General features: G+C 66.9%; 32 protein-coding genes, 1 other RNA gene and 1 pseudogene. 21 read left to right on the forward strand and 13 right to left on the reverse strand.

Annotated elements, in window-relative coordinates:
• Positions 1 to 33: 33 nt before the first annotated feature.
• Positions 34 to 189: pseudogene (locus CA606_RS20095) on the forward strand (hypothetical protein); the annotation flags it as partial.
• 5 nt (positions 190 to 194) lie between these two features.
• Here CA606_RS20095 and CA606_RS12375 read toward each other — a convergent pair.
• The 3 genes from CA606_RS12375 to CA606_RS12385 form a co-directional block, all read right to left on the reverse strand.
• On the reverse strand, positions 195 to 1292 hold the full coding sequence (locus CA606_RS12375; protein ID WP_096050853.1) for an Mrp/NBP35 family ATP-binding protein: 1098 nt from the start codon (positions 1290 to 1292) through the stop codon (positions 195 to 197).
• A 67-nt stretch (positions 1293 to 1359) separates the two neighbouring features.
• Entirely contained in the window at positions 1360 to 1866 is a 507-nt protein-coding gene (locus CA606_RS12380) for a group I truncated hemoglobin (protein ID WP_219933437.1), read from the reverse strand.
• A 12-nt stretch (positions 1867 to 1878) separates the two neighbouring features.
• Entirely contained in the window at positions 1879 to 2745 is an 867-nt protein-coding gene (locus tag CA606_RS12385; RefSeq protein ID WP_096050852.1) for a DUF3034 family protein, read from the reverse strand.
• Positions 2746 to 2930: 185 nt separating this feature from the next.
• Between CA606_RS12385 and CA606_RS12390 the strand changes: the two genes are divergently transcribed.
• The gene (locus tag CA606_RS12390; protein WP_096050851.1) at positions 2931 to 3551 is read left to right on the forward strand and encodes a methylamine utilization protein; all 621 of its coding nucleotides are present in this window, start codon (positions 2931 to 2933) and stop codon (positions 3549 to 3551) included.
• Positions 3552 to 3558: 7 nt separating this feature from the next.
• Positions 3559 to 5895, forward strand: coding sequence for a putative bifunctional diguanylate cyclase/phosphodiesterase (locus tag CA606_RS12395; RefSeq protein ID WP_096050850.1), 2337 nt, complete (start codon positions 3559 to 3561; stop codon positions 5893 to 5895).
• 6 nt (positions 5896 to 5901) lie between these two features.
• Here the strand turns inward: CA606_RS12395 and CA606_RS12400 are convergent, their stop codons facing one another.
• Both CA606_RS12400 and serB read right to left on the reverse strand, forming a co-directional pair.
• Positions 5902 to 6567: an HAD family hydrolase gene (locus tag CA606_RS12400; protein WP_096050849.1), complete on the reverse strand. Its 666-nt coding sequence runs from the start codon at positions 6565 to 6567 to the stop codon at positions 5902 to 5904.
• Positions 6564 to 7442: a phosphoserine phosphatase SerB gene (gene serB, locus CA606_RS12405; RefSeq protein ID WP_181242570.1), complete on the reverse strand. Its 879-nt coding sequence runs from the start codon at positions 7440 to 7442 to the stop codon at positions 6564 to 6566. The genes CA606_RS12400 and serB overlap by 4 nt, the downstream gene beginning before the upstream one ends.
• Here serB and miaA point away from each other — a divergent pair.
• The 5 genes from miaA (at position 7423) to ilvN (ending at position 11678) form a co-directional block, all read left to right on the forward strand.
• On the forward strand, positions 7423 to 8316 hold the full coding sequence (gene miaA / locus CA606_RS12410) for a tRNA (adenosine(37)-N6)-dimethylallyltransferase MiaA (RefSeq protein WP_096050848.1): 894 nt from the start codon (positions 7423 to 7425) through the stop codon (positions 8314 to 8316). The two genes, serB and miaA, sit on opposite strands and share 20 nt — an antisense overlap.
• A gap of 74 nt (positions 8317 to 8390) precedes the next feature.
• A complete protein-coding gene (locus tag CA606_RS12415; protein ID WP_096050847.1) occupies positions 8391 to 8876 on the forward strand; it encodes a CinA family protein in 486 nt (161 codons plus the stop codon).
• A gap of 243 nt (positions 8877 to 9119) precedes the next feature.
• Complete coding sequence (locus tag CA606_RS12420; RefSeq protein WP_024265762.1) at positions 9120 to 9167, forward strand: hypothetical protein; 48 nt, start codon at positions 9120 to 9122, stop codon at positions 9165 to 9167.
• A gap of 104 nt (positions 9168 to 9271) precedes the next feature.
• Complete coding sequence (locus tag CA606_RS12425; RefSeq protein ID WP_096050846.1) at positions 9272 to 11077, forward strand: acetolactate synthase 3 large subunit; 1806 nt, start codon at positions 9272 to 9274, stop codon at positions 11075 to 11077.
• Between the two features lie 43 nt (positions 11078 to 11120).
• The gene (gene ilvN, locus CA606_RS12430) at positions 11121 to 11678 is read left to right on the forward strand and encodes an acetolactate synthase small subunit (RefSeq protein ID WP_010919962.1); all 558 of its coding nucleotides are present in this window, start codon (positions 11121 to 11123) and stop codon (positions 11676 to 11678) included.
• Positions 11679 to 11693: 15 nt separating this feature from the next.
• Here ilvN and CA606_RS12435 read toward each other — a convergent pair whose 3' ends face one another.
• Positions 11694 to 12605, reverse strand: a complete 912-nt coding sequence (locus CA606_RS12435; protein ID WP_096050845.1) for an AraC family transcriptional regulator — start codon at positions 12603 to 12605, stop codon at positions 11694 to 11696.
• A 186-nt stretch (positions 12606 to 12791) separates the two neighbouring features.
• Here CA606_RS12435 and CA606_RS12440 point away from each other — a divergent pair, with 186 nt between their 5' ends.
• From CA606_RS12440 to CA606_RS12475, 8 genes are all read left to right on the forward strand, one after another.
• Positions 12792 to 12944: a hypothetical protein gene (locus tag CA606_RS12440; RefSeq protein WP_181242571.1), complete on the forward strand. Its 153-nt coding sequence runs from the start codon at positions 12792 to 12794 to the stop codon at positions 12942 to 12944.
• Positions 12944 to 13180, forward strand: coding sequence for an Atu4866 domain-containing protein (locus CA606_RS12445; RefSeq protein ID WP_233282204.1), 237 nt, complete (start codon positions 12944 to 12946; stop codon positions 13178 to 13180). Before CA606_RS12440 ends, CA606_RS12445 begins: the two co-directional genes overlap by 1 nt.
• Before the next feature lie 5 nt (positions 13181 to 13185).
• Positions 13186 to 13550: a transfer-messenger RNA gene (ssrA, locus tag CA606_RS12450) on the forward strand.
• Positions 13551 to 13654: 104 nt separating this feature from the next.
• The gene (locus tag CA606_RS12455) at positions 13655 to 14143 is read left to right on the forward strand and encodes an SspB family protein (protein WP_096050844.1); all 489 of its coding nucleotides are present in this window, start codon (positions 13655 to 13657) and stop codon (positions 14141 to 14143) included.
• Positions 14140 to 14613: a PaaI family thioesterase gene (locus CA606_RS12460; protein ID WP_096050843.1), complete on the forward strand. Its 474-nt coding sequence runs from the start codon at positions 14140 to 14142 to the stop codon at positions 14611 to 14613. Before CA606_RS12455 ends, CA606_RS12460 begins: the two co-directional genes overlap by 4 nt.
• Positions 14614 to 14620: 7 nt before the next feature.
• Positions 14621 to 15394, forward strand: a complete 774-nt coding sequence (locus tag CA606_RS12465; protein WP_096050842.1) for a C13 family peptidase — start codon at positions 14621 to 14623, stop codon at positions 15392 to 15394.
• A 78-nt stretch (positions 15395 to 15472) separates the two neighbouring features.
• Entirely contained in the window at positions 15473 to 17611 is a 2139-nt protein-coding gene (locus tag CA606_RS12470; protein WP_096050841.1) for a serine hydrolase domain-containing protein, read from the forward strand.
• A 69-nt stretch (positions 17612 to 17680) separates the two neighbouring features.
• Positions 17681 to 18067 (forward strand): hypothetical protein, encoded by a 387-nt coding sequence (locus CA606_RS12475; RefSeq protein ID WP_096050840.1) that lies wholly within the window; start codon positions 17681 to 17683, stop codon positions 18065 to 18067.
• On the opposite strand, the gene CA606_RS12480 is transcribed toward CA606_RS12475, so the two are convergent.
• From CA606_RS12480 to CA606_RS12490, 3 genes are read right to left on the reverse strand one after another with little or no spacing between them, the layout of a single operon-like run.
• Positions 18035 to 18424 carry a RusA family crossover junction endodeoxyribonuclease gene (locus tag CA606_RS12480; protein WP_096050839.1) on the reverse strand — a complete coding sequence of 130 codons (390 nt, stop codon included), beginning with the start codon at positions 18422 to 18424 and terminating at the stop codon, positions 18035 to 18037. The genes CA606_RS12475 and CA606_RS12480 overlap by 33 nt on opposite strands.
• 4 nt (positions 18425 to 18428) lie before the next feature.
• On the reverse strand, positions 18429 to 19598 hold the full coding sequence (locus CA606_RS12485) for an acyltransferase family protein (RefSeq protein ID WP_272872320.1): 1170 nt from the start codon (positions 19596 to 19598) through the stop codon (positions 18429 to 18431).
• A 57-nt stretch (positions 19599 to 19655) separates the two neighbouring features.
• Entirely contained in the window at positions 19656 to 20201 is a 546-nt protein-coding gene (locus CA606_RS12490; protein WP_096050838.1) for a DUF1697 domain-containing protein, read from the reverse strand.
• 87 nt (positions 20202 to 20288) lie between these two features.
• Here CA606_RS12490 and fumC point away from each other — a divergent pair, with 87 nt between their 5' ends.
• The 4 genes from fumC (at position 20289) to CA606_RS12510 (ending at position 22770) form a co-directional block, all read left to right on the forward strand.
• Positions 20289 to 21680, forward strand: a complete 1392-nt coding sequence (gene fumC / locus CA606_RS12495; protein ID WP_096050837.1) for a class II fumarate hydratase — start codon at positions 20289 to 20291, stop codon at positions 21678 to 21680.
• A 7-nt stretch (positions 21681 to 21687) separates the two neighbouring features.
• Positions 21688 to 22125, forward strand: a complete 438-nt coding sequence (locus CA606_RS12500; RefSeq protein WP_096050836.1) for a GNAT family N-acetyltransferase — start codon at positions 21688 to 21690, stop codon at positions 22123 to 22125.
• Between the two features lie 93 nt (positions 22126 to 22218).
• Entirely contained in the window at positions 22219 to 22461 is a 243-nt protein-coding gene (locus CA606_RS12505; RefSeq protein ID WP_096050835.1) for a type II toxin-antitoxin system CcdA family antitoxin, read from the forward strand.
• Entirely contained in the window at positions 22462 to 22770 is a 309-nt protein-coding gene (locus tag CA606_RS12510; RefSeq protein WP_096050834.1) for a CcdB family protein, read from the forward strand. It begins immediately after the preceding gene.
• Here CA606_RS12510 and CA606_RS12515 read toward each other — a convergent pair whose 3' ends face one another.
• From CA606_RS12515 to CA606_RS12525, 3 genes are all read right to left on the reverse strand, one after another.
• Positions 22771 to 23169 (reverse strand): YccF domain-containing protein, encoded by a 399-nt coding sequence (locus CA606_RS12515; protein ID WP_096050833.1) that lies wholly within the window; start codon positions 23167 to 23169, stop codon positions 22771 to 22773.
• Positions 23170 to 23257: 88 nt separating this feature from the next.
• The gene (locus CA606_RS12520) at positions 23258 to 23848 is read right to left on the reverse strand and encodes a hypothetical protein (protein WP_096050832.1); all 591 of its coding nucleotides are present in this window, start codon (positions 23846 to 23848) and stop codon (positions 23258 to 23260) included.
• Complete coding sequence (locus CA606_RS12525; RefSeq protein ID WP_181242901.1) at positions 23849 to 24859, reverse strand: polyprenyl synthetase family protein; 1011 nt, start codon at positions 24857 to 24859, stop codon at positions 23849 to 23851. It lies immediately after the preceding gene.
• Positions 24860 to 24957: 98 nt separating this feature from the next.
• Here CA606_RS12525 and CA606_RS12530 point away from each other — a divergent pair, with 98 nt between their 5' ends.
• The gene (locus CA606_RS12530; RefSeq protein ID WP_096050830.1) at positions 24958 to 25701 is read left to right on the forward strand and encodes a tRNA1(Val) (adenine(37)-N6)-methyltransferase; all 744 of its coding nucleotides are present in this window, start codon (positions 24958 to 24960) and stop codon (positions 25699 to 25701) included.
• A 13-nt stretch (positions 25702 to 25714) separates the two neighbouring features.
• On the opposite strand, the gene CA606_RS12535 is transcribed toward CA606_RS12530, so the two are convergent.
• On the reverse strand, positions 25715 to 26107 hold the full coding sequence (locus CA606_RS12535) for a c-type cytochrome (protein WP_096050829.1): 393 nt from the start codon (positions 26105 to 26107) through the stop codon (positions 25715 to 25717).
• Between the last annotated feature and the right edge of the window lie 36 nt (positions 26108 to 26143).

Genomic DNA, 26143 nt, shown 5'->3' on the forward strand with positions numbered 1-26143 from the left:
CAGGCGGGCTTTTCATTTAGCCAATCGCGTTGGGTGTGGGCGCTCACGCGGATGGAAATCCTCGTCCTTCGACAGGCTCAGGATGAGGATTTTCTGCCAACCGAGGCCAACAGTCGTCCTCACCCTGAGCTTGTCGAAGGGCGAGGGCGTCTTCTCCGGGGCGATCAACACCCAATGTCAAAACAGCCTTTCATTTAGCCAATCGCGTCCCACAGCACCTTGGCGGCGCTGACAAAGACTTCCGCCGCCTGCCCCTTGGGCTCGCCGATCACCGCCGGGACGCCCTGGTCGCCGCCGAGGCGGACGGCGATCTCGATCGGCACCCGGCCCAGCAGCGGCACGTTCAGCCGCGCGGCCTCAGCCACGCCGCCGCCCTCGCCGAAGATCGGGATCGGGGCGCCCGTCGAAGGATCAGGGAAGAAGGCCATGTTCTCGATCAGCCCCAGGATCGGCGTCGCGGTCTTCTCGAACATCGAGGCGGCCCGGCGGGCATCGATCAGGGCGATCTCCTGCGGCGTGGTCACCAGCACCGCGCCGTCGATCCGCAGCTTTTGAACGAGGGTTAACTGCACGTCGCCAGTGCCCGGCGGCAGGTCGACGACCAGCACGTCCAGGGGCTGCGCCTCCGAACCCCAGGCCACGTCGTGGATCATCTGGCGCACCGCTGACGAAGCCATCGGCCCGCGCCAGATCATCGCCTTGCCCTCGTCGACGATAAAGCCGATCGACATCAGCTTGACGCCGTGCGCTTCCAGCGGCTGCAGCTTCTCGTTCTCGAACAGCGGATCGCCGTCGACGCCCATCATCTTGGGGGCCGAGGGGCCATAGATGTCCGCATCCAGCAGGCCAACGCGCAGTCCCATCTGGGCGAAGGCTACGGCGAGATTGGTCGAGACGGTCGACTTGCCCACCCCGCCCTTGCCCGAGGCCACGGCGATGACGTGGCGGACGTGCTTGGGCTTTTCAGCCTCGGGCGGCGGGGCCATGCGGGCCTGGGGATCCTCGGAGATCTTGGCGCCCTTGCGGACCCGGGTCGCGCCCTCGGCGGCCTGGGCGGTCAGCACCACCTGGGCCTGCTCGACACCCGGCAAGGCGGCCAGAGCCTTCTCGGCCGCTTCACGAACCGGGGCGTAGGACGCGACGACGCTGGCGGGGACCTCCAGCATGAAACCGGCGCGGCCGTTGCGGACGACGAGGCCCTGAACCAGACCCGCCGCCACCAATCCCTGCCCGCTGGCCGGGTCGGCGATGCGGTCCAGCGCCGCGCGAGCGTCGTCGAGGGTTGCGGTCACGGGCGAGGCCTCCTGTTGGGGGCCTCATATCCGCGCGCGGGCCAGGCATTTCAAGTGCGATAGGCGCCTATCGCTCGACCACCTTGCGCTGCATGGGCGCCAGCTTGGCCAGCAGCTTGTTCTGCATCGCGAAGGGCACGCCTTCCTTGTCCATCGCCCACTGCAGGTTCTCGACCAGGGCGTTGAAGTCCTTATTGGTGACGCCCATGTCCTTGTGAACAGCCGCCATGTCACGGCCGGTATAGGTGCAGCCGCCGCCCAGCACGTAGCAGAACTGCTCGGTCAGGGTCCGCTTCAGGCGCGGTACGTCGGTGGTGGCGAAGATCTCCTTGATCCTCGGGTCGGCGATGCTGCGGTCCACGAGGTCGGCGGCGATCCGCGCCAAGCCTTCCTTGCCGTTGAAGGCCTGGAAGGTCGCCGGATCAGACAGGGGCGCAGCGCCGGCGTTGGCGGGCGACTGCGTGTAGGGATCAACTGGCTTTTCACCGGGCGGCGTCGCGTCCTGGGCGAAGGCGCCCCCCGCGAGCAACATGGTGGCGGCGCCGGCCAGGACGAAGGCTTTGACGGTCTTCATGGTCGTTTCCCCTTAGAAGCCGGCCTGCAGCGACAGATACACGCCACGCTGGTTCTTGAAGGTGGCGATGTCGCCGAGGTCCACATAGGCGGCGGTCACCGACAGGTTCTTACTGATGGCGTAGGCGGCGAACAGGTCCATCCAGTCATCCTCCTTGGCGAACGCCAGGTTGCTGGGCTTGGTCCGATACTCGGCGCCGACCAAAAGCCGTTTACTCAGCAAGTAGCCCGCCGAGCCTTCGAACTGAGGCTTGTAGCCATCGGTCCCGCCAAACCCGAGCAGCCCGGTCTGATTGGCCTTGGTCAGCCGCACCGCGCCGCTCAGCACCAGCGACTTGTCGAGCAGGATCTTGGTGGCGGCGACATAGTAGTCGACGCCGCTGTCGTTCTTGGCGCCGAGCGCCCGCACAAGGGCGTCCTGATTGTTGTCCTTGTACTGCGCGCCGACCGCGATCTGCGGCGCCCAGCGGTCCTGGTCATAGACCGCGTCGCCCATCACCCGCACCTTGGCGCCGATCACCGTCTGCTTGAACTTGAAGCCGCGCCCCAGGCCAAGCTTGGCGCCCGTCGCGCCGGTGTCGAACACCTGCTGGGTCGCTGACAGCTCGACGCGATCGCGATAGCCCACCGCCGCGCCAAACGCGCGGAGCTTGTAGTCGTCGACGCCGACGTGCGTGTAGTGAACCTCGCCGCCCACCCCGCGATTGGTCGCTCCGCCGGCGATCACCGCCCAGGTCGCCAAGCCGCCGCCCGCGCCGCCTTCCAGCGCGCTGACGCCGTGGGTCAGCAGAAGCTTGCCGCCGGTCTCGATTTCGCCAGCCACCGCCGCGCCCGCAAGCGCCGTGGCCAAGAGAAACGCCGCTGCTGAAACTGGCTTCATAGCCCCCTCCAAGAGAGCCGATCGCGAGTCCTACGCCCCGCATCGGACGTTCAGACCTTGTTATCCAAAGTTTTTACGGAAGGTTTCCGATGAGGGGTTCGGCATGAACTTTCTGGGCGAGACCGCTCCATCGAGAACATGTGCGTTAACGGCGATTTCACACGCCCTTTAGTAGAGATATACACATGAAACGCTTGGCGACGCTCCTCATCGCTATGTTCCTCGGCGGACACGCCTATGCGGGTGACCTCACGGTCTCCGTGCGCGGCGCTGATGGAAAACCCGTCCCGGACGCCGTCGTCATGGTCTATCCGAACGGCCAGCCCACCAAGGGGCCGATCAAGTTCCCGTGGGCCTATCGGGTCGCGCAGCAGAATATCCAGTTCAGCCCGTTCATGCTGGTGGTTCCCGTCGGCGCGGACGTGCAGTTCCCGAACCTCGACAAGGTCAGGCACCACGTCTATTCGTTCTCGCCGGGCAACAAGTTCGAGATCAAGCTCTACGGCCAAGAAGAGAACCGGACGGCGAAGATGAGCGCGCCCGGCGTCGTGGCGATCGGCTGCAACATCCACGACAAGATGGTCAGCTTCATCCGGGTGGTCGACACCGCCTATGCCGGGAAGACCGACGCGAACGGCGTGGTCACGGTCCGCGACGTTCCGGTCGGCGCCGTCACGGCCAAGGTCTGGCACCCCTATCTGCGCGGGATGAAGAACGAAAAGACCTTGGCGATCACCAGCGTCGGCGCGGGCGCCGCGCGCGAAGCGGTGACGGTCGAGCTGCGCCAGCCGTCGGGCCACCACTAGGTCGCCGATGTTCAAGCGCCTCCAGACCAAGCTGACCGTCCTCTACGCCGGGCTTTTCGCCCTGGCGTTGAGCGTCGTGGCGGTGACGGTCTATGTGGCGATCGCCAGCAACGCCCAACGCGCCGTTCGCCAGGAGCTCGCCGCCACCGGAACGGTCTTCGACCGCATCTGGGCGCTCCGCACACAGCGCCTGCAGGACGGGGCCGAACTGCTTTCCCGGGACTTTGGCTTCCGCGCCGCGGTGGCCACCCATGACCGGGCGACCGTGGAGTCGGCCGTCACCAACCTGCGCCAGCGGCTCGGCCTGGACCTTGCGTTCACCGTCGGTGTGGATGGCGAGGTGGTCGGCCTCGACCCAAGCCGCCTGGATCTCGAAACCCTGTGGACCGCGCTGGACGCCGAGGACGGCGCGCAGGGCGTCTTCTCCATCGACGGCCAGCCCCACCAACTGATCTCCGCCCCCATCCTATCGCCCACCCTGACGGGTTGGGTGGTCTTCGCCGCCAAGCTCGACGAGCGCGAGATGCAGGCGCTGGAAAAGCTCTCGGCGATCGGTCTGGACGCGCAGGTGTTCACGCAACGCGGCGAAGCCTGGGTTTCCGCCGACCGCGCGCCCGCCGGCGGCGAATTGGCGGCGTTCGTGGCCAAGGCGATGCAGGAAAAGTCCCGCGCGCCGGCGATGCTCCGCGACGGCGGGGACAGCCTCGTGCTGGTGCAGCCGATCCGGGCGCTCGATCAGACGCGTGGCGCCGCGCTGGTGCTGCGCCATCCCATGGCCTTGGCCATGGCCCCCTATCGCCCCCTGATGGCGGCCGTGATCATCGCTGGCCTCATTGGCGCAGCCCTGGTCGCCGCCGCCAGCTGGGCCCTGTCTCGCGGGCTCGCCAAACCGATCACCGCCCTGGACGAGGCCGCCCGCCGCCTGCAGCGCGGCGAGGACGTCTCGGTCGCGGTGACCACCGATGACGAGATCGGCCGGCTCGCCGAGAGCTTCAACCTGATGGCTGAAGAGATCCGCGAGCGGGAAGCGGATATGGTCCATCAGGCCCTGCACGACGCCGAGACCGGCCTGCCGAACCGGCGTGCGCTGGAACGCGCCATCCAGGATCGTCTCACCGGCCTCGCGGTCGGCGAGCAAGTCGTCATCGGAACGATCGGCCTTGATCGCTTCCCTCAGGTCCGGGCGGCGATCGGCTACGAGCTGGCGACCCAGCTGGTGGCTAAGCTGGGCCAGCGCATCGTGGACACCGTTCCGGGTCTGATCGTCGGACGCCTGACTACCTCGATCCTCTGCGTCGTCTCGACAACCACCGACATCGAGGATGTGCTTGCGCGCGCAGAGGCCTTGCTCCCCAGCCTCGAAGCGCCGCTGCAGATCGGCGGCGAACCGGTCGACGTGCACATCACCTTCGGCCTGGCCTCGGCCACGAACGCCGACATCGACGCATCGCGCTTGATCGAGCACGCCCTGATCGGCTTGGACCAGGCGCGCGCGACCCACGGCAAGCTGATGGTCTTCGATCCCGTCGCCTATGGTGATCCGGCGTCGAACCTCTCGCTGATGAGCGAGATGCTGGAAGCGGTTCGGAACGGTGACCTCTTCCTCAACCACCAACCCAAGCTCGACCTCCGCTCTGGCCAGATCACCGGCGTCGAAGCGCTGGTGCGGTGGAACCATCCGACACGCGGCTTCCTGCGCCCCGACCTCTTCGTCGGCATGGCCGAGGAGACCGGCCATATCCGCGCCCTGACCGACTATGTTCTGACCCAAGCCATCGAGGACCAGGCGCGTCTGCGCGCGGCCGGCCACGAGGTGCTGATGTCGGTGAACGTGTCGGGACGCCTCATCGATGACCAGGCCTTCGCCGAGCACGCCATCGCACAGGTCGCAGCCGCCGGGGCGAACCTCTGCTTTGAGATCACCGAGACCGCCGTCATCGGCAATCCCGACATCGCTCTGGCGGTCCTGGCGCGTCTGGCCGAAGCCAATATCCGCGTCTCGATCGACGACTATGGCTCGGGGCTCTCGTCCCTGGCCTATCTCAAGCAGATCCGCGCCGACGAGCTGAAGATCGACAAGATGTTCGTGACGGCGCTGGAGTCTGGCGGCACCGACGCGCTGCTGGTGAAGTCGACGGTCGACCTGGCCCACAGCCTGGGCATGAAGGTCACGGCCGAAGGCGTCGAGACCCGCGAAGTCATCGCCGCGCTACAGCTGATGGGCTGCGACCTCGCCCAAGGCTATCACGTCGCCAAGCCGCTGGCCGTCGACAAGCTGATCGAATTCCTCGACGCGTGGGCGATCGACCTGCCGGTCAAGACCGAGAGCCGCCTTAGCGCCTGACCTTGATCAGGCCGAGGCTTTCAAGAGGTCCAGCACGTGGTGCAGGCTGTCGGCGATATGCACGCACTTGTCGTGCATCTCCTCGTTCGGATCGAGGATGTCGGGCACCATCACCGTCATCATGCCGGCCGCATGGGCGGCGCGAACGCCGGGGTGGGAGTCCTCCAGCGCCAGGCAAGCGGCCGGATCGACGCCGATGCGGCGGGCGGCCTCCAGGTACGGGTCGGGATGGGGTTTGTGGCGGACCACGTCGTGGTGCGCGACCACCGCATGGAAGCGCGGCAACAGATCAAAGCGGCCCAGATAGCGCTCCACCGCCGGCTTGCCGTTTGACGTCGCGATGCCGCGCGGCAGCCCAAGGTCGTCGAGGAAGTCGAGGATCTCGATGACGCCGGCCTTCAGCCGCGTCTCAGCCTCCAGCAGGTCCTCGACATCGGCCCAGACCCGCTCGAAATAGCTCTGAACCGGGAAGGTCTCGCCGAACAGCTCGCGCAGCATGACCCCGCATTCCGGCGTCGTCTTGCCCACCATCGCCGCGTAGATCTCGCCGGTGAAGCCGATGCCGAACACCTGGCCGGCTTCGATCATGGCCGCGCGATAGACGATCTCGGTGTCCAGCAGCAGGCCATCCATGTCGAAGACCACGCCCTCGACGCGGCGGGGAAAACTCACGCGTGGAACTCCTCGGCCTTATAGCCCTGGAAGTAGAGCAAGGTGGTCAGGTCGGTGTGATCGACCTTGGCGTCGGCCTGGGCCGCCACGATCGGCTTGGCGCGGTAGGCCACGCCCAGCCCCGACGCCTCGATCATCGCCAGGTCATTGGCGCCGTCGCCGACCGCCAGGGCGTCGGCGGGCGTCAGGCCAAGGGCGGCGGTCTCTTCGCGCAACGCGGCCAGCTTGGCCTCCTTGCCCAGGATCGGATCGCCGACCGCGCCGGTCAGGACGCCGTCCAGCGCGATCAGGGTGTTGGCGCGGTTCAGGTGGAAACCGGCGGCCTCGGCCACCCGGCTGGTGAAGAAGGTGAACCCGCCCGAGACCAGCGCGCAGCGAGCGCCGTGCTTGGCCATGGTCCGCACCAGCGTCTCGGCGCCGGGATTGAGCTTCACCCGCTCGTCGTAACAGGCCTGCAGCGCCGAAACGCCCAGCCCCTTCAGCATGCCGACGCGCTCGCGCAGCGCGCCCTCGAAGGCCAGCTCGCCGCGCATGGCGCGCTCGGTGATCTCGGAGACCTGCGCCTTCACCCCGGCGAAATCGGCCAGTTCGTCCAGGCACTCGACATTGATGATCGTGGAATCCATGTCCGCGATCAGCAGCCCCTTGCGGCGGTTGGCCGCCGGCTGGATCGCGAAGTCTACGGCAAGGTCCGCCAAGGCCGCCTTGACGGGCTCGGCATCGCCGCCCTCGACAAAGAAGTCCGTGGCCAGAGGCCCCAGACCTTCGCGGCGGCTGGACAGGGCCGCTTCGACGCGCGAAACGGCTTGTGCGTATGCGTCGGGGTTGCCCCCCACGACGGTGAGGACGGTCGGAATGGTGGAGAGCTCGGACATCGCGTCCCGCATCTGGCTGATCGCGGGCCCGACCGCAAGCGGCAAGTCCGCCCACGCCCTGGATTTGGCCGAGCGGATCGGTGGCGAGATCGTCAACGCCGACTCCATGCAGATCTATGCGGGCCTCCGCGTCCTCACGGCCGGCCCGTCACCGGAGGACACCGCGCGAGCGCCGCATCACCTGTTTCAGGTCGTGGACCCGGCCATCGGCTGGTCGGTTGGACGCTGGCTGGAGGCGGCCACCCAGGCGCTCGCTGAGATCCAGGCCCGGGGAAAGCCGGCGATCGTGGTCGGCGGCACCGGCCTCTATTTCCGCGCCCTGACCCACGGTCTCGCCGACGTGCCACCGGTGCCCGAAACCCAGCGCGAGATCTCCAGCCTGCTGTATGCGGCGCGGGGCGAGAGCGAGTTCCGAGAGATCCTCAAACCGCTCGACCCCGAGGCCGAGGCGCGGATCGAGACGGGCGACCGCCAGCGTCTGGTCCGGGCCCACGCCGTCGCCATCGCCACCGGCAAGTCGCTCACCGCCTGGCAGACCGACACCAAGCCCGCCCTCGTTCCAGGGTCCTGGACGGGCCTCATCCTGGATCCGCCGAGAGCCGAGCTCTACGCGCGCTGCGACGCCCGCCTGTCGATCATGCTCGAACAGGGTGCGCTGGACGAGGTTCGCGCCGTGGAGGCCCGAGGCCTGGATCCCGCCCTGCCCGCCTTGAAGGCCGTCGGCTATCGTGAGTTCGCAGCCCACCTGCGGGGCGAGACCTCGCTGGACCAGGCCCTGGACGCCGCCCGCCAGGAGACCCGCCGCTACGCTAAGCGTCAGTTGACCTGGTTCCGCAACCAGACCCCGGACTGGGCGCGCCTTAGCGCTCCGTAACCTCCTCTCGGCGACAGCCGGGTTTTCACGCCCACGCCCCGGCCCTATGGCGGGGCGGCACCAAGGAAGTCTCGATGTCCGACCTGAACGCCCTCGCCGAACGTGTCGCCGCCCTGTTGATCGCTCGGGGCGAGACGATCGCCATCGCCGAGTCCTCGTCCGGCGGCCTGATCTCGGCCGCCCTGCTGGCGGTACCCGGCGCGTCGAAGTTCTATGTCGGCGGCGCCGTCGTCTATACGGCCCGGGCGCGCCTGACGCTGATGGACATTCCGCAGAAGGCCATGGACGGCCTTCGCTCGGCCAGCGAGCCCTACGCCGTCATGCTGGCCCGCGTGGCCCGAAAGAACCTGAAGGCGACCTGGGGTCTGTCGGAAACCGGCGCCGCCGGCCCTGACGGCAACCGCTACGGCGATGCGCCCGGCCATTGCTGCATGGCCGTCGTCGGCGAGGAGACCTCGGTCAGCGCCACGCTGGAGACCGGCAGCGCAGAGCGTGCGGCCAATATGCAGGCCTTCGCCGCCGCCGCGCTGGAGCTTCTGGCCCAGACCCTGGAAGCCTAGACCTTCCGTCGAAGCCGTTGGGCCGGACAGATGGAGACTGGCGGCGAGAAATTCGCGCTGTCCGCATCATGGACGCGCCCGGTTTTGCCGAAGCGCGAGCTTCGTGGGTCAAACCTGCCCCTGTGAAAGCCCGCGCCGGTAAGGTCACACCGCCCCGCAAAGGCACAACCTTGCGGCAAAGAGCGCCTTGACGCCCCATCGCGCGCATGTCATCACACTTTCCGTAGCTTTGGAGCAAGACTCGTGCGCAAAACCATGATCGTACTTATGGAGCGGCCGTTCGCGGGGTGACCTTGAAGTCACGTCGTAGCTCGGTCGCGCGCGCAAAGGTCCTTCGGGACCTTTTTTCTTTTCCAGCCTCCTCTTCCGCCTAATCCCCCCACCCGGATCGTCCCATGACCGCCCACCAGACCATCGAGAGCCAGGCTCCCGCCGACACCGCCGATCGCGCCATGACCGGCGCCGAGATCGTCGTTCGGGGCCTCGTGGACCAAGGGGTCGAGGTCCTGTTCGGCTATCCGGGCGGCGCGGTCCTGCCGATCTATGACGCGCTGTTCCACGAGCCGCGCCTGCAGCACATTCTCGTCCGTCACGAGCAGGGCGCGGCGCACGCGGCCGAGGGCTATGCGCGCTCGTCGGGCAAGCCGGGCGTCGTGCTGGTCACCTCGGGCCCGGGCGCGACCAACGCCATCACCGGCATCATGGACGCCCTGATGGACTCGATCCCGATGGTCGTCATCACCGGCCAGGTCCCCACCCACCTGATCGGCACCGACGCCTTCCAGGAAGCCGACACGGTCGGCATGACCCGCTCGTGCACCAAGCACAACTATCTGGTCAAAGACGTTCGTGACCTGCCGCAGATCATCCATGAGGCCTTCAAGATCGCCACCACCGGCCGCCCTGGCCCCGTGCTGATCGACATTCCGAAAGACGTCCAGTTCGCCAAGGGCGAGTACTTCGGTCCCGGCGAGGTCGCCTCGACCCACGCCTATGCGCCGCGCACCAAGGGCGACGCCGGCCGGATCGCCGATGCGGCCAAGATGATCGCGCAGGCGCGCCGGCCGATCTTCTACACCGGCGGCGGCGTCATCAACGCTGGCCCCAAGGCCAGCGCGGCGCTGCGCGAGTTCGCCGCCCTGACGGGCGCGCCGGTCACCTCGACGCTGATGGGCCTGGGCGCTTTCCCGGCGGCGGATCCGGCGTGGCTGGGCATGCTGGGCATGCACGGCACGTTCGAGGCCAACAACGCCATGCACGACTGCGACGTGATGATCTGCGTCGGCGCGCGGTTTGACGACCGGGTCACTGGGCGCCTCGACGCCTTCTCGCCGGGCAGCAAGAAGATCCACATCGATATCGACCCGTCCTCGATCAACAAGAACGTCCGCGTGGACCTGCCCATCGTCGGCGACGCCGGTTCGGTCCTGGAAGACCTGATCGCCGCCTGGAAGGCCGCGAACCTGCAGCCCAACAAGGTCGCCCTGACCGACTGGTGGGCCCAGATCGATCAGTGGCGCGCCCGTCAGTGCCTGTCCTATCGCCGCTCAGACTCGGTCATCAAGCCGCAGTACGCCATCGAGCGCCTGTACGAGCTGACCAAGGACAAGGACGTCTACATCACCACCGAAGTCGGCCAGCACCAGATGTGGGCCGCGCAGTTCTTCCGCTTCGAGGAGCCGAACCGCTGGATGACCTCTGGCGGGCTGGGCACCATGGGCTACGGCCTGCCCGCCGCCCTCGGCGTGCAGCTGGCTCACCCGGGCAGCCTGGTCGTCGACATCGCCGGCGAAGCCTCGATCCAGATGTGCATCCAGGAGCTGTCGACGGCGATCCAGTTCGATCTGCCGGTGAAGATCTTCATCCTGAACAACGAATGGATGGGCATGGTCCGCCAGTGGCAGCAGCTGCTGCACGGCGAGCGCTACAGCCACTCCTACTCCGACAGCCTGCCCGACTTCGTGAAACTGGCCGAGGCCTACGGCGCGGTCGGGATCCGTTGCGACAATCCCGCCGAGCTGGACGCCAAGATCCTGGAGATGATCAACAGCGACAAGCCGGTGATCTTCGACTGCCGCGTCGAGAAGCACGAGAACTGCCTGCCGATGATCCCGTCAGGCAAGGCGCACAACGAGATGATCATGGGCGAGGTCGAAGACATCGGCAACGTCATCGGCGAGGACGGCGCGGGGCTGGTCTAAAGACCCCTCGCCCTTCTGCAACCCTTTGGCTTAGAAGCGATCCATGACCGCCAACGTCCAACCCGCTCCCGCCTCGGCCTACGACCTTAGCCCCAAGGACCAGGCCGAACAGTCCGCCACCTTCGCCCTGCTCGTCGACAACGAGCCCGGCGTGCTGCATCGCGTGGTCGGCCTGTTCGCCGCGCGGGGCTACAACATCGAGAGCCTCACCGTCGCCGAGACGGACCGCAAGGCGCACACCAGCCGCATCACGGTGGTGACGCGCGGCACCCGCCATGTGCTGGACCAGATCGAGGCTCAGCTGAACAAGGTGGTGAACGTCCGCCGCGTCCATGACGTGACCCGCGATCCGAACGGCGTCGAGCGCGAGCTGGCCCTGGTGAAGGTGCGCGGTTCGGGCGTCGATCGCCTGGAAGCGCTGCGGATCGCCGAGATCTTCCGCGCCAAGCCGGTGGACACCACGCTGGAGAGCTTTGTGTTCGAGATCTCGGGCGCGCCGTCCAAGATCGACAAGTTCCTCGACCTGATGCGCCCGCTGGGCCTGGTGGAACTGTCCCGCACGGGCGTTCTGTCCATCGAGCGGGGCTTCGAAGGCATGTAGCGCGGGCCGGCGGGTTTAAGCGCCCGCCGCCATCTGCTCCGGCTGCTCGCGCAGCCGCGCCACGTCTCTGAGCGGCGGCGCGCCGAAGAGACGCGCATACTCCCGACTGAACTGAGAGGGACTGTCGTAGCCGACCGCATGACCGGCGCTCGCCGCGTCGAGGCGCTGGACCAGGATCAGTCGCCGCGCCTCCTGCAGTCGAATCTGCTTCTGATACTGCAGCGGAGACAGGGACGTCACGGCCTTGAAGTGCTGGTGCAGGGCCGATGCGCTCATCCGCGCTTCCTCGGCGACGACGTCGATACTGAACGGCTGGTCGAAGTTGCGCTTGATCCAGCCGATGGCGCGGTTGATCTGACGAAGGCGGCTGTCGCGACGAGCGATCTGGGCCAGGCGCGGTCCTTGCGGTCCCGTCAGCAGCCGATAGACGATCTCGCGCTCGATCAGCGGGGCCATCACCGCCACATCGTCCGGTGTCTCCAGCAATCGCACCATGCGGCAGACGGCGTCGAACAGGGCTGGCGTCATCGCGCCCGCCGACATGCCGCCCACCAAGGGCGCCGCCGCGTCGAGCCGCGCGGCCAGGCCCGCCTCCATCATCATTTCGCTGATCAGGTTAGCGTCCAGAACGATGCGGAAGCTCAGATACGGCTTCTCCGGCGAGGCCTCCACAACATGACCGACCACTGGCACGTCGATCGACGACAGGAAGAAATTGCGTTCGTCGTACTCGTGCACCGTGTCGCCCACGGCCACGCGCTTGCGCCCCTGGGCCAGGACGCAGAACGAGGGATCGTGCAGCCCGTGCGAAGGCTCGCTGGGCTGGCTCAGGCGATAGAGATTGACCCTGGGGCAACAGGTTTCGACCGGGCCTTCGACCGGCGTGAATCGTTCAATCAGCGCCGCAAGCGTCTCGCGCGTGCTCATCCCGTTTTCCATGACTTGCTCGTGATCTTCTCTAGGCGCTGTTGCCCCTGTCGTCACGCGCGTCGCCATGCTTGCGGAGCATCGTGCAATCAAGTCGGAGCATCGATCTACGGCGAGGACCGTGGGGCGCCCCATAGTGGCGCTGTTCCGCTCCTGATGCGGCAACTCCCAAAATCAGAGCTCGTGATGAGACGATACACGCCCCGCCGCGGCGTGACGGCTCCGCGTTGGTTCGTCGCCGCCCTCGTGGGCGCGACCGCCGCGCTGACCGCCGCGACCGCCGTGCTCCCCAACGCCGCGCCGACCCAAGCCACCGCGACCTGGAGGACCGCGCCGTGATGATGACCGCCGTCGTTCCCCACCGGCCGGTCTCCGGCGTCTGGACCTCGCCCGACGGCCGCGTCTCGCTGGAGCTCCGCGCCGACGGACGCTTCGTGGAGACCCGCGCCGACCTGGCTGACGCCTTCACCGGCGTCTACGTCCTGGTCGGCGAAACCCTGAAATTGTTCGAGGATCACGGCGCGGTCATCAGCGGCAAGCTGGTCGACGGACGCCTCAGCCTGGGGACACCTTAGGACAAGCCCTTCCCTCACCGCCCCTGCCCCCCTATATTGGGAGCGTCCGGCTTCGGCCGAACTATGGGGATAAACGCGCACGTAATAAGCGGACTGGACCCGGGTGCGATTCCCGGCGGCTCCACCAAATCTCTCCCAAGTTATCATGGGACTGCATGGGGCCGATCAGCATCGACAGACGTGTAAAGGTGTATGCTTTCTCTCGGCTTGGCCCACCGTTTCGGGCCTTTATCTAAATGCGAACGATAACTTCGCTGAAGAGTTCGCTGTCGCTGCGTAATGCGGCGCCGGTGAATTCGCCTCTTAAGTCCTAGGGGTTCAGATCCCTAGGCGGGGCCCGGAGGGAGCCTGCCAACAGAATCCCTCCACCTCCACGTGACATCGAAAGGGATTCCTATCGACGCCCGCTTTGCGCGTGGCCAACGACGCGCTAGGCTCGGAATCTCGTTTTCAGTTCGAAGTTTCACGCCGCGCATGTCCCAGACCGAACCGCCCGAAGACCTCATGCAATACGAGGCCATGGCCCAAGACGCCCTTCGCGGCGTGGTCAAGGCGGCGCTCAAGAAGGCCGCCGCGCCCGGTGGCCTCCCCGAGCCCCACCACCTCTACATCACCTTCAAGACCAAGGCGCCGGGCGTATCTGGTCCGCAGGATCTGCTGTCGAAGTATCCGGACGAGATGACCATCGTCCTGCAGCACCAGTACTGGGACCTGGCGCCGGGCGAGACCTTCTTCTCGGTCACCCTGAAGTTCGGCGGCCAGCCCAAGCGCCTGTCGGTGCCCTACGCGGCCCTGACCCGCTTCTATGACCCGTCGGTCCAGTTCGCCCTGCAGTTCTCGGCGCCGGAAGTCATCGAGGACGAGCCTGAGCCGGATCCCGAACCCGAGGACAAGGCGACCAGCGCCGCGTCGGGCGAAGAGGGTCCCAAGATCGTTTCCCTGGACCAGTTCCGAAAAAAATGAGCGACATCGCCTCGGACGCACCGGAAACCCTGACGGACGAGGCGATCCTCGAGCGCTTCCGCGCGTCCAAGCGACAGCCGACCGGATCGCAGACGCTCGGCTTCGAGTTGCTGGCCGTCCGCCAGGCCCAGCGTGAGGTCGAGGTCGGTTTCACCGCCCGCGCTGACCTGCTCTGCAACCCGATGGGTCAGATCCAGGGCGGCTATGTCTGCGCCATGCTGGACGAGTGCATGTCGGTGGCCGGCATGGTCACGTCCGGCATGACCCATGTGGTTCCGACCCTGGAGATGAAGACCAGCTTCCTGCGTCCCGCCATGCCGGGGTCGCTTCGCGGCGTCGGCCGAGTCGTGAAGTGGGGGCGCACCATCTGCTTCATGGAAGGCGAGCTGTACGACGCCGAGGGCCGGCTTTTGGCCAAGTCCACCGGCACGGCGATCCCGACCCCCTTCGCGAACTTCAAGAAGACGTAGGCGGGCGATGCGGAGAGCGGCGGCGGTCATCGGACTTCTGGTTTTGCTCTTCTCGCCTGCCACGGCGGCCCTCGCCGGCGGGCCGTTCTCGAATTGGAGCGCGGTCGTCGTCGCCGGCGACTTCCGCGCACAATCGGGCGGCCCCACCGAAGCCTTCGACAACGCCCGTCGCGACGTCAGCAAGGCCCTGGCGGCCATGGGCTTCGAGACCTCGGCGATCCAGCAGTTCTCCGTCCGCCCCGAGCGCTATCCGGCGGACGCGCCCGGGCGCGCCGAAGCGCGGGCAATCTACGACGCGCTTCGGACCAAGGCCCAGACCGCCAAGTCGGGCTGTCTCTTCTACATCAGCACCCACGGTAGCCCCGAGGGGGTGATTCTCGGCCAGCAGCTGCTTCGCCCCCACCTTCTGGCGGCGATGCTGAACGACGCCTGCCCCGCGCGGCCCAGCGTCGTGGTGATTTCCGCCTGTTTTTCGGGCGTCTTCATTCCGCCCCTGCAGAGGCCGGACCGGCTGATCCTGACGGCGGCGCGCCCTGATCGCGCCTCGTTCGGGTGTGGCGAGAGCGATACGTATCCGTTCTTCGACGCCTGCTTCCTGTCCGCCGCGCCTAGCGCCAAGGACTTCGCCACCTTGGGCGCGGGGGTCCAGGCCTGCGTCGCGCGCAAGGAAAAGGAGACCGGCGCAGAACCGGCTTCCGAGCCTCAGATCTGGGTCGGCCCGGCGCTTCGGCCGATGCTGCCGCTCTATGCCTTCAACCGAACGCAGACAAAGGCGCCTTGAACCGGCGATCGGGTTTGACCCCAGCAGCCAGCACGCTACACAAACCCTAGAAGTTTCCGCTTCACCCAGGGGACATCGTTGACGTCGCGCGTTTCGCCCGCGGCCGCCTTCATGGCGGTCATGCTCGCACTTTGGTCCGCCGCTGGATCGGAGGCGCGAGCTCAAGACGCCGTGGCCAGCGCGCCCGCGTCGACGACGGCGCAGCCGGAGACCTCCGTCCGCCCGTATTCAAGCCTGCGCCAGCGACGCGCGCGTCCGCAGCGCCCCGTAGCGACCGCGCCGGCGGCGCGCCCGGCGCCCGTCGTGGCTGCAGCGCCGCCGCCCGTGACGCCACCCACGCCGGGGATCACGCCCCTGCCGCGTCCCGAACTGGAGGCCTTCGTGGACGGGGTGGTGCAGCGCGCCATGACCCGCGACCACATCGCCGGCGTGACCCTGTCGGTGGTGCAGAACGGACAAGTCGTGCTCAAGAAGGGCTACGGCTTCGCCAACCTCGGACAGCGCAAGCGAGTCGATCCCGACAAGACCCTGTTCCGGGTCGCCTCGATCTCGAAGACGTTCACCTGGATCACCCTGATGAACGAGATCGAGGCTGGTCGCATGCGCCTCGATGGTCCGGTCAATCTCTACCTGCCTGAACCGCTGCAGGTGAAAGACCAGGGCAAGAAGACACAGGTCCGTCTGCGTGACCTGATGACCCACACGGCCGGGTTCGAGGACCGGGCCTTGGGCCAGCTCTTTGAGCGGGATCCGAACCGCGTTCGCCCCCTCACCGACTATCTGCGGCAGGAAAGACCGCGCCGCGTCCGCGAGCCCGGCCTGATGCCCAGCTACTCCAACTACGGCGCCGCCCTGGCGGGCGCTGCGGTGTCCAACGTCACGGGCAAGCCGTTCGAGCAACTGGTCAGTGAAGAGATCATCCTGCCCGCCGGCATGACGCGCACGACGTTCCGGGAAGCACGCCCCTGGCGCGACGACCTGCCCGCGCCGATGGCTGAAACTCTGGCCGCCGATCTCTCCGACGCTTACTCGTGGACCGCCATGGGCTGGAAGACCCAGCCGCGCGAGTTCATGGGACAGGTCGCGCCCGCAGCCTCGGCCTCAAGCACCGCAAGCGATATGGCGCGCTACATGACCCTGCTGCTGAATGGCGGCACGATCGAGGGGCGAACCATCTTCTCGCCGAAGACCGCGCAAGCCTTCCGCACGCCGATGTATCGTCCATCGCCCGACGCGGCGGGTTGGAACGCGGGCTTTCAGGACATGCCCCTGCCTGGCGGCCGCCGCGGCTTCGGCCACCAGGGCGCGACGCTGTACTTCCATTCCAACCTGGTGCTCGTGCCCGAGCTGGGTCTTGGGATCTTCGTGTCGGTCAACACCGACAGCGGCGCCCACCTGCCCGCCACCCTGCCCTCGACGATCGTCGAGCACTTCTACGCCCCCGCGCCGGCCGTACCCGCCGTCAGCGCCCTGAGCTACGAGCAGGCCAGGGCCTTCGAGGGCGACTACCTGACCAGCCGGCGGTCGTATGGCGGGCTGGAAGGCTTCACTAATCGGCTGATCGGCCGCGCCCAGGTTCGCGCCACGCCAGACGGCCGGCTTTCGGTGACCGACGGCGGCTTCACCTCGCTCTACAACGGCGCCGCCCGCCCCGGCGTCTTCAAGGCCGTGGACGGCCCCCTGACCCTGGTCTTCGACACCAACGGGGATCGTCCGTCGCGCTTCTATGCGGCGCGAGGTTTCGCCACCTACGAACGCATCGGTTTCTTGAGGTCAGCCTCGCTGCTGTCCTGGACCGTGACGATCGCGGGCCTTGCCTGCGTGGCCACGATCCTCGGCGCGCTGTTCCGCAATCGCCGCGAGGCGCGACAGACCCCGATCCAGGCCCGCGCTGGACAGATGCAGGTCATGCAGGCTGTCCTTTGGCTGATCTCCGCCAGTTGCATGGGCGTGTTCGCGGCGAAGGCGGCCGATCAGACCAACGTCTTCTTTGGCTGGCCGAGCGGCTGGCTGCTCAGCGGCTCGGCCTGCGCGCTGGTGGCGGCCGCGCTGGGGGTGCTGACACTGGGCCTTCTGCCGATGGTCTGGCGCGGCGGTCGTCGCGTCGACAGCTGGAGCGACGGCCGCAAGGTCGCCTTCACGTTCACCGCCCTGCTGCTGGGGTTCCTGAGCGTGCTCCTGGGCCTTTGGGGATATCTGCTGCCCTGGATGAGCTGATCCCTCCTTTTTCCCTCCGGCGCCGACCTTGCAAATCGGTGTTCGGGGAGACGAGAAAGGAGACGCGACGTGTCAAAACTGGACGGTCTGGCGTTTGGGGGAACAGGGCTTGCGGCCTGGTCGGCGGCCACCCTGTTTTACGCGGCTTTCGGCGGGGGAGTTCTCGAAAGCGCCTTCTGGTTCTACGCACTGAACGCGTTCGCGGCCGCAGCGGCCGTTACGTTCGCCTTCCAGGCGGTGGCGCGGCTGACGCATACGCCGCGCCGCCGCCGCTTGTTTCCGATGCTGATGTTCTCGACACCAGGCCTCGTCGCCGGCGCGCTCGTCGTGTCGCGGTATGGCGAAGTGATGCCGACCACCGATCCTGTCAGCGTCGGCCGCTACGGCGCCTTCCTGGTGGTGCTGTACGTGGCCGTGGCCGCGTCAATCTTCGAGCGTGCGCCGCATAAGGCTTGAGTTGAGCTTCCGCACCTGGATGACGATCCGCTCGCGATCGCCCGGCCGTCGCTCGACCAGCAGCCGGGCGACCTGGGCGTCATCGTGGAAGGCGTAGCCCTTGATCGCGTCCAGCAGGGCCTTGGCCAAGTTGTCGAGGTCCATCCACGGCGGCTCGCCGACATACTCCATGCCGATTTCGACGCTGAACTCGCCCCAGGCCGGACGCGAGCCGCGCCAGGACTTGCGGAAGAACTCATAGATCAGCGGCTTGTAGTACTTGCCCTGGGTGGTGAGGCCGTCGACGACGAGGGTCAGTTCACCGCCTGCCTCGCGGGCGCGGACCTTGCCGTGGTGGGTCCAGTTGTTTTCGGACAAGCGTTCAAAGCCTCAGATGGATCCCGCGGCGGTGCAGGGGGATCAGGATCGCGGTGATCAGGCCAAGAACCAGAACCGCGCAGGCAAGGGAAGCCAGATAAGGATCGGCGATCACCTTCTGCATCAGGACGAATCCTAAGGCTTGCGGCGTGGCGTTGGCGCCTGGGAATATCGCCATGGCCCCGAACACGCTCAGGAGCTGGGAAAGGACGAAGGCCAGGATGGCGTTGCCCCCCAGCACCTTGAAGACGAAGCCCACATCCAGACCACGGGGGGCGCGAGACAGCTGCGCCAGACCCACGAACGCCACTGTCGAAATCCCACTGCTCAGCAGGGCGAAGCTGGGTGTCCAGATGCGCTTGTTAATCGGCATCAGCGGATCCAAAGCCAGACCGACGATGATCAGCGCGACGCCCAGCGTCAGAGCCGGCGCGAGCTTTGAACCGCCCCGTTGTGCGCTTCCGGCCACCAGCCGCGCGATGATCACGCCGACCAGCACGTTCACGGTCGCGGGGAAGGTCGAGAGCAGCCCTTCCGGGTCATAGGTGACGCCAACGCCTTCGGTCACACCAAGGGACCAAAGGTGCGCGACGCCAAACACCTGGCGATCGATGAACGCGGGCAGCGCGCCGTGGGAGTCCAGCCGGCCAGCCCCGAACCCCGGCGTCGGGACCAGGGCCAAAAGCGCCCAATAGCCCGCCAGCAAAACTGTCGCCGCGATCGCCGCCGCCGTCAGGTTGATACGCAGGCGCCCGTCCTCGCCGGTCCTGGCCGTCAGGACGGCGATCGCGGTCGCCAGGGCGTAACACAGGCCTATCCGTTGGAGGATTCCCGGGATTCGCAGATGCGCCAGATCGAAGGTCGGCAGCGCATTCAGGAATAGGCCGAGCAGGACCAGAAGCGCCGTGCGGCGGGCCACCTTCAACGCCAGCCCGCCGCTCTGGCGCTCCGCAGGCTTTAGACGGGGAACGGTCAGCCCGATCGCCATGCCCACGCAGTACAGGAACGTCGGAAACACCAGATCCGCCGGCGTCCAGCCCATCCAGGGCGCGTGCTGCAGCGCGCCATAGGTCATCACCCAGGAGCCGGGACTGACCACCATGACCATGCCAGCCACGGCCAAGCCGCGCAAAAAGTCTAACGCTATAACGCGCTCACCAACCTGACTCTCCACCCGTCGCTCTCCGGCCTACTTTTCCAGATACGAGATGGCGACAGGTTGACAGCGGTGTCAATCTTCACCGCCAAGCATAGCGGCAAGCTTGAGCACCGTATTCCAGTTGCGCGTCGTCCCGACGGGCGAACGCTTGGTCTTCTTCCAATCACGATCCAGCACCGAGTCGGCCATGCTGATCGGGAAATCCAAGTAGAGTTCGCGGGCGCCGACCGTGAACCGTTCCGGCCCGGTGATCGCCGCCCTCAAGACCGCCTCGTCTTCGTCGGGCAGCGGCGACTTGAGGAAGTTGACGATCACATGGCTCGGATGGTCGAGGGCTTCGGCCTTGAAGGGGTTGCCATCGATGATCGCTCTGAGTTCAGCGGGCGATCTCACCATGAAATCCGTCCGCAGTCCGATCCGAGCCTCCAAGGCGTCCTCCAGCGCATGTTCCAGCACCGCGCCGCCCTCGTGCTCGCCCCACAGCACGAGGTTGCCGCTGGCGAGATAGGTCTTGGCGGACTTGAACCCCGTGTCCTGGGCGACACCCAGCAGGTCCTCCTTGAGCACCTTGCGCTTGCCGGTGTTGATCGAACGGGGCAGCGCCACATAAGGGCTCATGCAAGGGTCTCCTTCGCGCGTGCGAACATTGCCCTAAGGCCGCTCAAGGTCTAGACCGCGCTCGACCGTTTTTGGGAGACACGCCGCATGACCGCCACGCGTATCGAGACCGACACCTTTGGCCCGATCGAAGTCGCCGCCGACCGCTATTGGGGCGCGCAAGCCCAGCGTAGCCTGGGCAACTTCAAGATCGGCTGGGAAAAGCAGCCCCTGCCCGTCGTCCGCGCCCTGGGCATCGTCAAGCGCGCCGCCGCCGAGGCCAACCTGGCGCTTGGCAAGCTGGACCCGAAGATCGCCGAGACGATCATCGCCGCCGCCAACGAAGTCATCGAAGGCAAGCTGAACGACCACTTCCCGCTGGTCGTCTGGCAGACCGGCTCGGGCACCCAGTCGAACATGAACGCCAACGAGGTGATCTCGAACCGCGCCATCGAGATGCTGGGCGGCGAGATGGGCAGCAAGAAGCCTGTCCACCCCAACGACCACGTCAATATGAGCCAGTCGTCGAACGACACCTTCCCGACGGCCATGCACATCGCCTGCGCCGAGCAGGTGGTCCACGACCTGATCCCGGCCCTCAAGCACCTCCACAAGGCCCTGGCCGCCAAGGCCGCCGAGTGGAAGGACATCATCAAGATCGGCCGCACCCACACCCAGGACGCCACCCCGCTGACGCTGGGCCAGGAGTTCGGTGGCTACGCCCAGCAGATCGAGAACGGCATCGCCCGTATCGAGATGACCCTGCCGATGCTGATGCAGCTGGCCCAGGGCGGCACCGCCGTCGGCACCGGCCTGAACGCCCCCGTTGGCTTCGCCGAGAAGGTCGCCGAGCAGATCGCCGGCATCACGGGCCTGGCCTTCACCACCGCCCCGAACAAGTTCGAGGCCCTGGCCGCCCATGACGCCATGGTCTTCACCCACGGCGCCATCAACACGGTCGCCGCTTCGCTGTTCAAGATCGCTAACGACATCCGCTTCCTGGGCTCTGGCCCGCGCGCCGGCCTTGGCGAGCTTTCCCTGCCGGAAAACGAGCCCGGCTCGTCGATCATGCCGGGCAAGGTCAATCCGACCCAGTCCGAAGCCCTGACCCAGGTCTGCGCCCAGGTGTTCGGCAACCACTCGACCCTGACCTTCGCCGGCAGCCAGGGCCACTTCGAGCTGAACGTCTTCAACCCGGTGATGGCCTACAACTTCCTGCAGTCGGTTCGTCTGGTCGCCGACGCCGCGATCAGCTTCACCGACAACTGCGTGGTCGGCATCGAGCCGCGCGTCGACAACATCAAGAAGGGCGTCGAGAACAGCCTGATGCTGGTCACGGCCCTGAACGGCAAGCTGGGCTATGACGCCTGCGCCAAGATCGCCAAGACCGCGCACAAGAACGGCACCACCCTGCGCGAGGAGGCCGTCGGCGGCGGCTATCTGACGAACGAAGAGTTCGACCAGTACGTCCGCCCGGAAAACATGATCTCGCCGGGCTGAACCTGACGTGCTCCAGCTCGTCCGCATCTTCGACGAGCTGCCGGACGGCTTTGGCGACCTGGTCGCCGAAGCCTCCGGCGAAGGCGTGCGCAACATGGCCCTGCTGGCTGAGCGCTGGCGGGCCGGCCCACAGTTTCAGGAGGATGGCGAGACCCTGCTCGCCGCCTTCCTGGCGGGAGAGCTGGCCGGGATCGGCGCCATGACGTCTGAACCTGCTGCAGCCGAGCCCGCCCGGCGTCTACGCCGCTTCTACGTCCGTCCTGATATGCGGCGACGCGGGGTCGCCACCGCCCTCGCCTCGGCCCTGATCCACGAAGGCTTCGACAGCGTCCGCTTGCTGACGGTCAATGCCCGCGCCTCGGACGCCGCCGCGCCGTTCTGGGAGGCGCAGGGCTTCATGAGGGACGCGAGCGGCCCTTGGACACACGTGCTACGACACCCATAACATATTTTCTATTTTAGATTGATTTTCCGCCGCAACTCGCCAGAGTGATCGCATGCTGTGAGATCAAGGCGCGCGATGTTAGTTTCCCGTCCCATGGACGTCCCTGACCTCGACCAAGGCATTGACCCGGAACTGCTAGCCCAGGCTGAGCGGCTCGGGATCTCGGTCGTCGGCATGAACGAGACCCGACTGCGCCTGCATCTCCAGAAGGTCGATCCCGCCGACGGCGAGGAACGCGCGCGGCGCTGGGCGGAAGAGAACGCCGAAGCGATCAGGGAACATAACGAGCGTATCGCGCAACGTGGTCTGATTTCGGACCATTTCAGGCGTTGGTAATTGCGCCAGTTCGATGTCTATCAGAACCCATCCGCTGAAGCTCGCAGCCTAGCCCCCTACCTCGTTGTCATCTCCTCGCATCACCTGCGAGGGCTATCAGAAGTCATTGTCGCGCCCGCCGTCAATGACGCGACCCGTTTGGTCTGCGAACTGGAGATTGAGGTCGAGATCCAAGGCGAGCCGCTGGCTCTGCTTATCAGCGAGCTCTTTAGCCTGACAGCGACCACTCTCCGTCGTCGCGCCTGCAGCCTCTCTCAACGCGAAGACGCCATCCGCCGCGCGCTGGAGAGACTGTTCACCGGCTTCTAGCTACCGCTTGACCACCGCAACGCCGATCGGCGCCAGCGCGATGCGGGCCAGTTGCAGGTCCTTGATGGCGAAGGGGATGCCGATGATGGTGATCGCCTCGGCCACCGCCACCAGCAGGTGGCTCAGGGCCAGCCACCAGCCGGCGAGCAGGAACCAGATCACGTTCAGCAGGGTTCCGATCGGGCCCGTGCCGATGTCTTCCTGACCCGTGATAATCTCGCGGCTGACGATCTCCTTGCCGAACGGCCAGAAGGCGAAGCCGGCGATGCGCCACGCCGCGCCGGCGTAGGGCAAGCCCACGATCGTGATCGCCAGGAAGACGCCGGCCAACAGCCAGCCCAAGCCGGTGATCAGGCCGCCGAAGATGAGCCAGAGAACGTTCAGGATGAAGCGGATCATGTGTTGCCCCAAAGAGAGACCCTAGAGGTGGCTCCACAAGGCGTCGCTGTGAAGGGCTTTCAGCGCGGATTACGCCGAATTCACCGCTCTACTTCAAGAGTTGCCAGCGGCGCGCCCAACGGCTCTTGCCCACGGGGGCCAGCGCCAGCAAGTAGATCCCGGCGTAGACGATTGATCCGGCGACGATCAGCGCCCACGACCAAGGCCCGGGCATTTGGAGGGTTGGCGCGGTCGTCACCCAGTCGTGGCGCGGCGAGTTGAACTCCAGCCACAGACCGCCGACCCAGAGCACCGAGAACAGCGTCACCACAGGATAGCGCAGCGCCGGGTGACGCTGGATCAGCAGGAAGGTCTGCAGCAAGGCCATCGCGACAAACGCGGCGAAGCCCGCGAGCCAGGGCTGCCAGGCGCCGCTCAGGAACCGCGCGACGCGCAGGCCCGCCCAGCCTGGCGCCCACAGCACCGGACCCAGCAGCAGCAAGACGCAAAGCGTGACCAACAACACGCCCAGGCCCCCGCCAATCACCTTGCCGGCCGCTTCTCCCGCCTCGTGCGGTCGGATGTTGGGATCACCCGCCGGGTTTTCAGGCGAGGTGGCGATCACGGTCTGCAGGCGCGGCAGCTTCTCGCCCGGCTTCAGCGGCGGAAGTCCGCCCATCATGGACTTCCCAGCGGCCATCTAGGCGCGGCGGCTGACCGCAAAGTCAGCCAGCTCATCAAGCGCTTCACGCCAGTCGTTGGCAGGGAACATCGCCAGGGCGGTCTTGGCCTTGTCCGCGTACTCCGCGGCGAGATCCAGCGTCGCGTCCAGCGCGCCCGTGCCGATGATCAACTCGCGGGCGCGGCGGAAGTCCGCCTCGGTCTGTTCACGGCGACCGATGGCGCGTTCCCAGAACTCGGCCTCGCGCGGACCCGATCGGGCGATCGCCAGCAGCAGCGGCAGGGTCGCCTTGCCTTCGCGGAAGTCGTCGCCGGCGTTCTTGCCCAGGGTTTCGGTCGCGCCGCCATAGTCGAGCGCGTCGTCAGCCAGCTGGAACGCCAGGCCCAGGTTCAAGCCATAGTCCCGCAGCGCCTGCGACTGTGCCGCGTCAACGCCGGCCGAAACCGCCCCGGCCTCCGAGGCCGCGGCGAACAGCTCGGCCGTCTTGGCCTGGATGATCTCGAGATAGATAGCCTGCGAAAGGTTCAGGTCGTGGCTGCGCATCAGCTGCAGGACCTCGCCCTCGGCGATGACGCGGCTGGCGCGGGCCAGGATCTCCAGCGCCTTCATCGAATTGGTCTCGACCATCAGCTCGAACGCGCGGGCGAACAGGAAGTCGCCGACCAGCACGCTCTGCGCGCCGCCCCAGATCAGGTGCGCGGCGACCTTGCCACGGCGCAGCTGGCTGCCGTCGACGACGTCATCGTGCAGCAGGGTGGCGGTATGGATGAACTCGACGGCGGCGGCGAGCTTCTGGAAATGGTCGTTGTCGGCGCCGGCAAGGCGCGCGGCGGCCACGGTCATCAGCGGGCGCAGGCGCTTACCGCCGGCGGCGATCAGGTGCTCGGCCAGGGCGGGGATGATCGCCACATCGCTCTGCATGCGATCGGTGATCAGGCGGTTGACGCCCGCCATGTCGGCCTCGGCGAGGCGCACGAGACGATCCACCGATCCCGACGTCCGGGGCAGGGTCGCTGCGGCTACGTCCAAAACCATGCTCTCCTTAAAGCGGCCCCCCACGAACCATTGCGAGGGACAATGGTTGCGGGATAGGTCAGGGTCAAGGCGAGCACAAGGCCTCACTAGCATTGAACGACTTAGGTGTGACCGAGGATCGGGTTCTTGGCGGCCGGGTAAGGCTCCGTCAGGCGCCGGATGGATACAGGCCCGGCATGGACGCGGCGCTGCTGGCGGCGACCTGCGACGCCCTCCCCGGCCAGCGCGTGCTGGAGCCGGGCTGCGGCGTCGGGGGCGCGTTGCTGGCGGCGGCGACTCGCCGGTCGGATGCGCTGTTCCAAGGCGTCGAGCGTGATGACGCCGCCGCCGCGCTGGTCGCCGAGAACGTTGCGTTGAACGGACTGGCGGCGCGGGTCAGCGTCATGAAGGGCGACGTCGAGGCGGGCTTTCGCGCCCTTGACCTGCCGGTCTTCGACGCCGTGATGGCCAATCCGCCCTATTTCGACGATCCGAGCGCCCTGCGCGCGCCCTCGCCCGCCAAGAGCGGGGCCTGGATGGCGGACGGTGGTCTGGTGGCCTGGACGACCTTTTGCCTGAAGGCGGTCCGCGAGGGCGGAACGATCACCCTGATCCATCGCGCCGACCGTCTGGCCGACATCCTGTCGCTGCTGGCGCCCAAGGCCGGATCGTTCCGAATCCGCCCCGTGGCCCCGTTCGCCGATGCGCCGGCCAAGCGCGTGATCGTGCGCGCGATCAAGACGGGCAAGGCGCCGCTGGCGCTTCTGTCGCCGCTGGTCATGCACGATCGCGACGGTGGAAAACACACAGCGCAGGCCGAAGCCATTCTTCGCGGTGAGGCGGACCTGCCTTGGTGAGTCCGCCGCAGGATCAGGGGCGCGACTTGCTGGGCGGCACGGTCTCCGCGCCCGTCCGGGCCTGGATAGACTTCAGATAGGCGACGATGGCGGTGACGTCATCCGGAGGGAAGGTCCACTCGGGCATCGGGCCATGGCCGACGGTCAGCCCCTCCGCCAGCCCTTCGGCGAGCGCCTCGACGTCGTATCGGTCCTGCAACTGGCGGAACCGAGGCGCCGTGGGGTTCGGGCTGTCGCCAGTGGTCCCCACCGCGTGACAGGCCGCGCAATTGCGGGTGACGATCACCTTGCCCCGCGCGATCGGATCCTGGTCCGGCGCCGCCTGGCTCGCCGTCGCCATGGCCAGCAAGGCGGCCACCACCACGACGCTCCGCTGGATCTCGATACGCATAGGCCGCCCCTCCAACCTGGAAGGCCAAGATGCGGCCAGCCAGTCCGTTCA

Source organism: Caulobacter vibrioides, assembly GCF_002310375.3.
GTDB lineage: Bacteria > Pseudomonadota > Alphaproteobacteria > Caulobacterales > Caulobacteraceae > Caulobacter > Caulobacter vibrioides_D.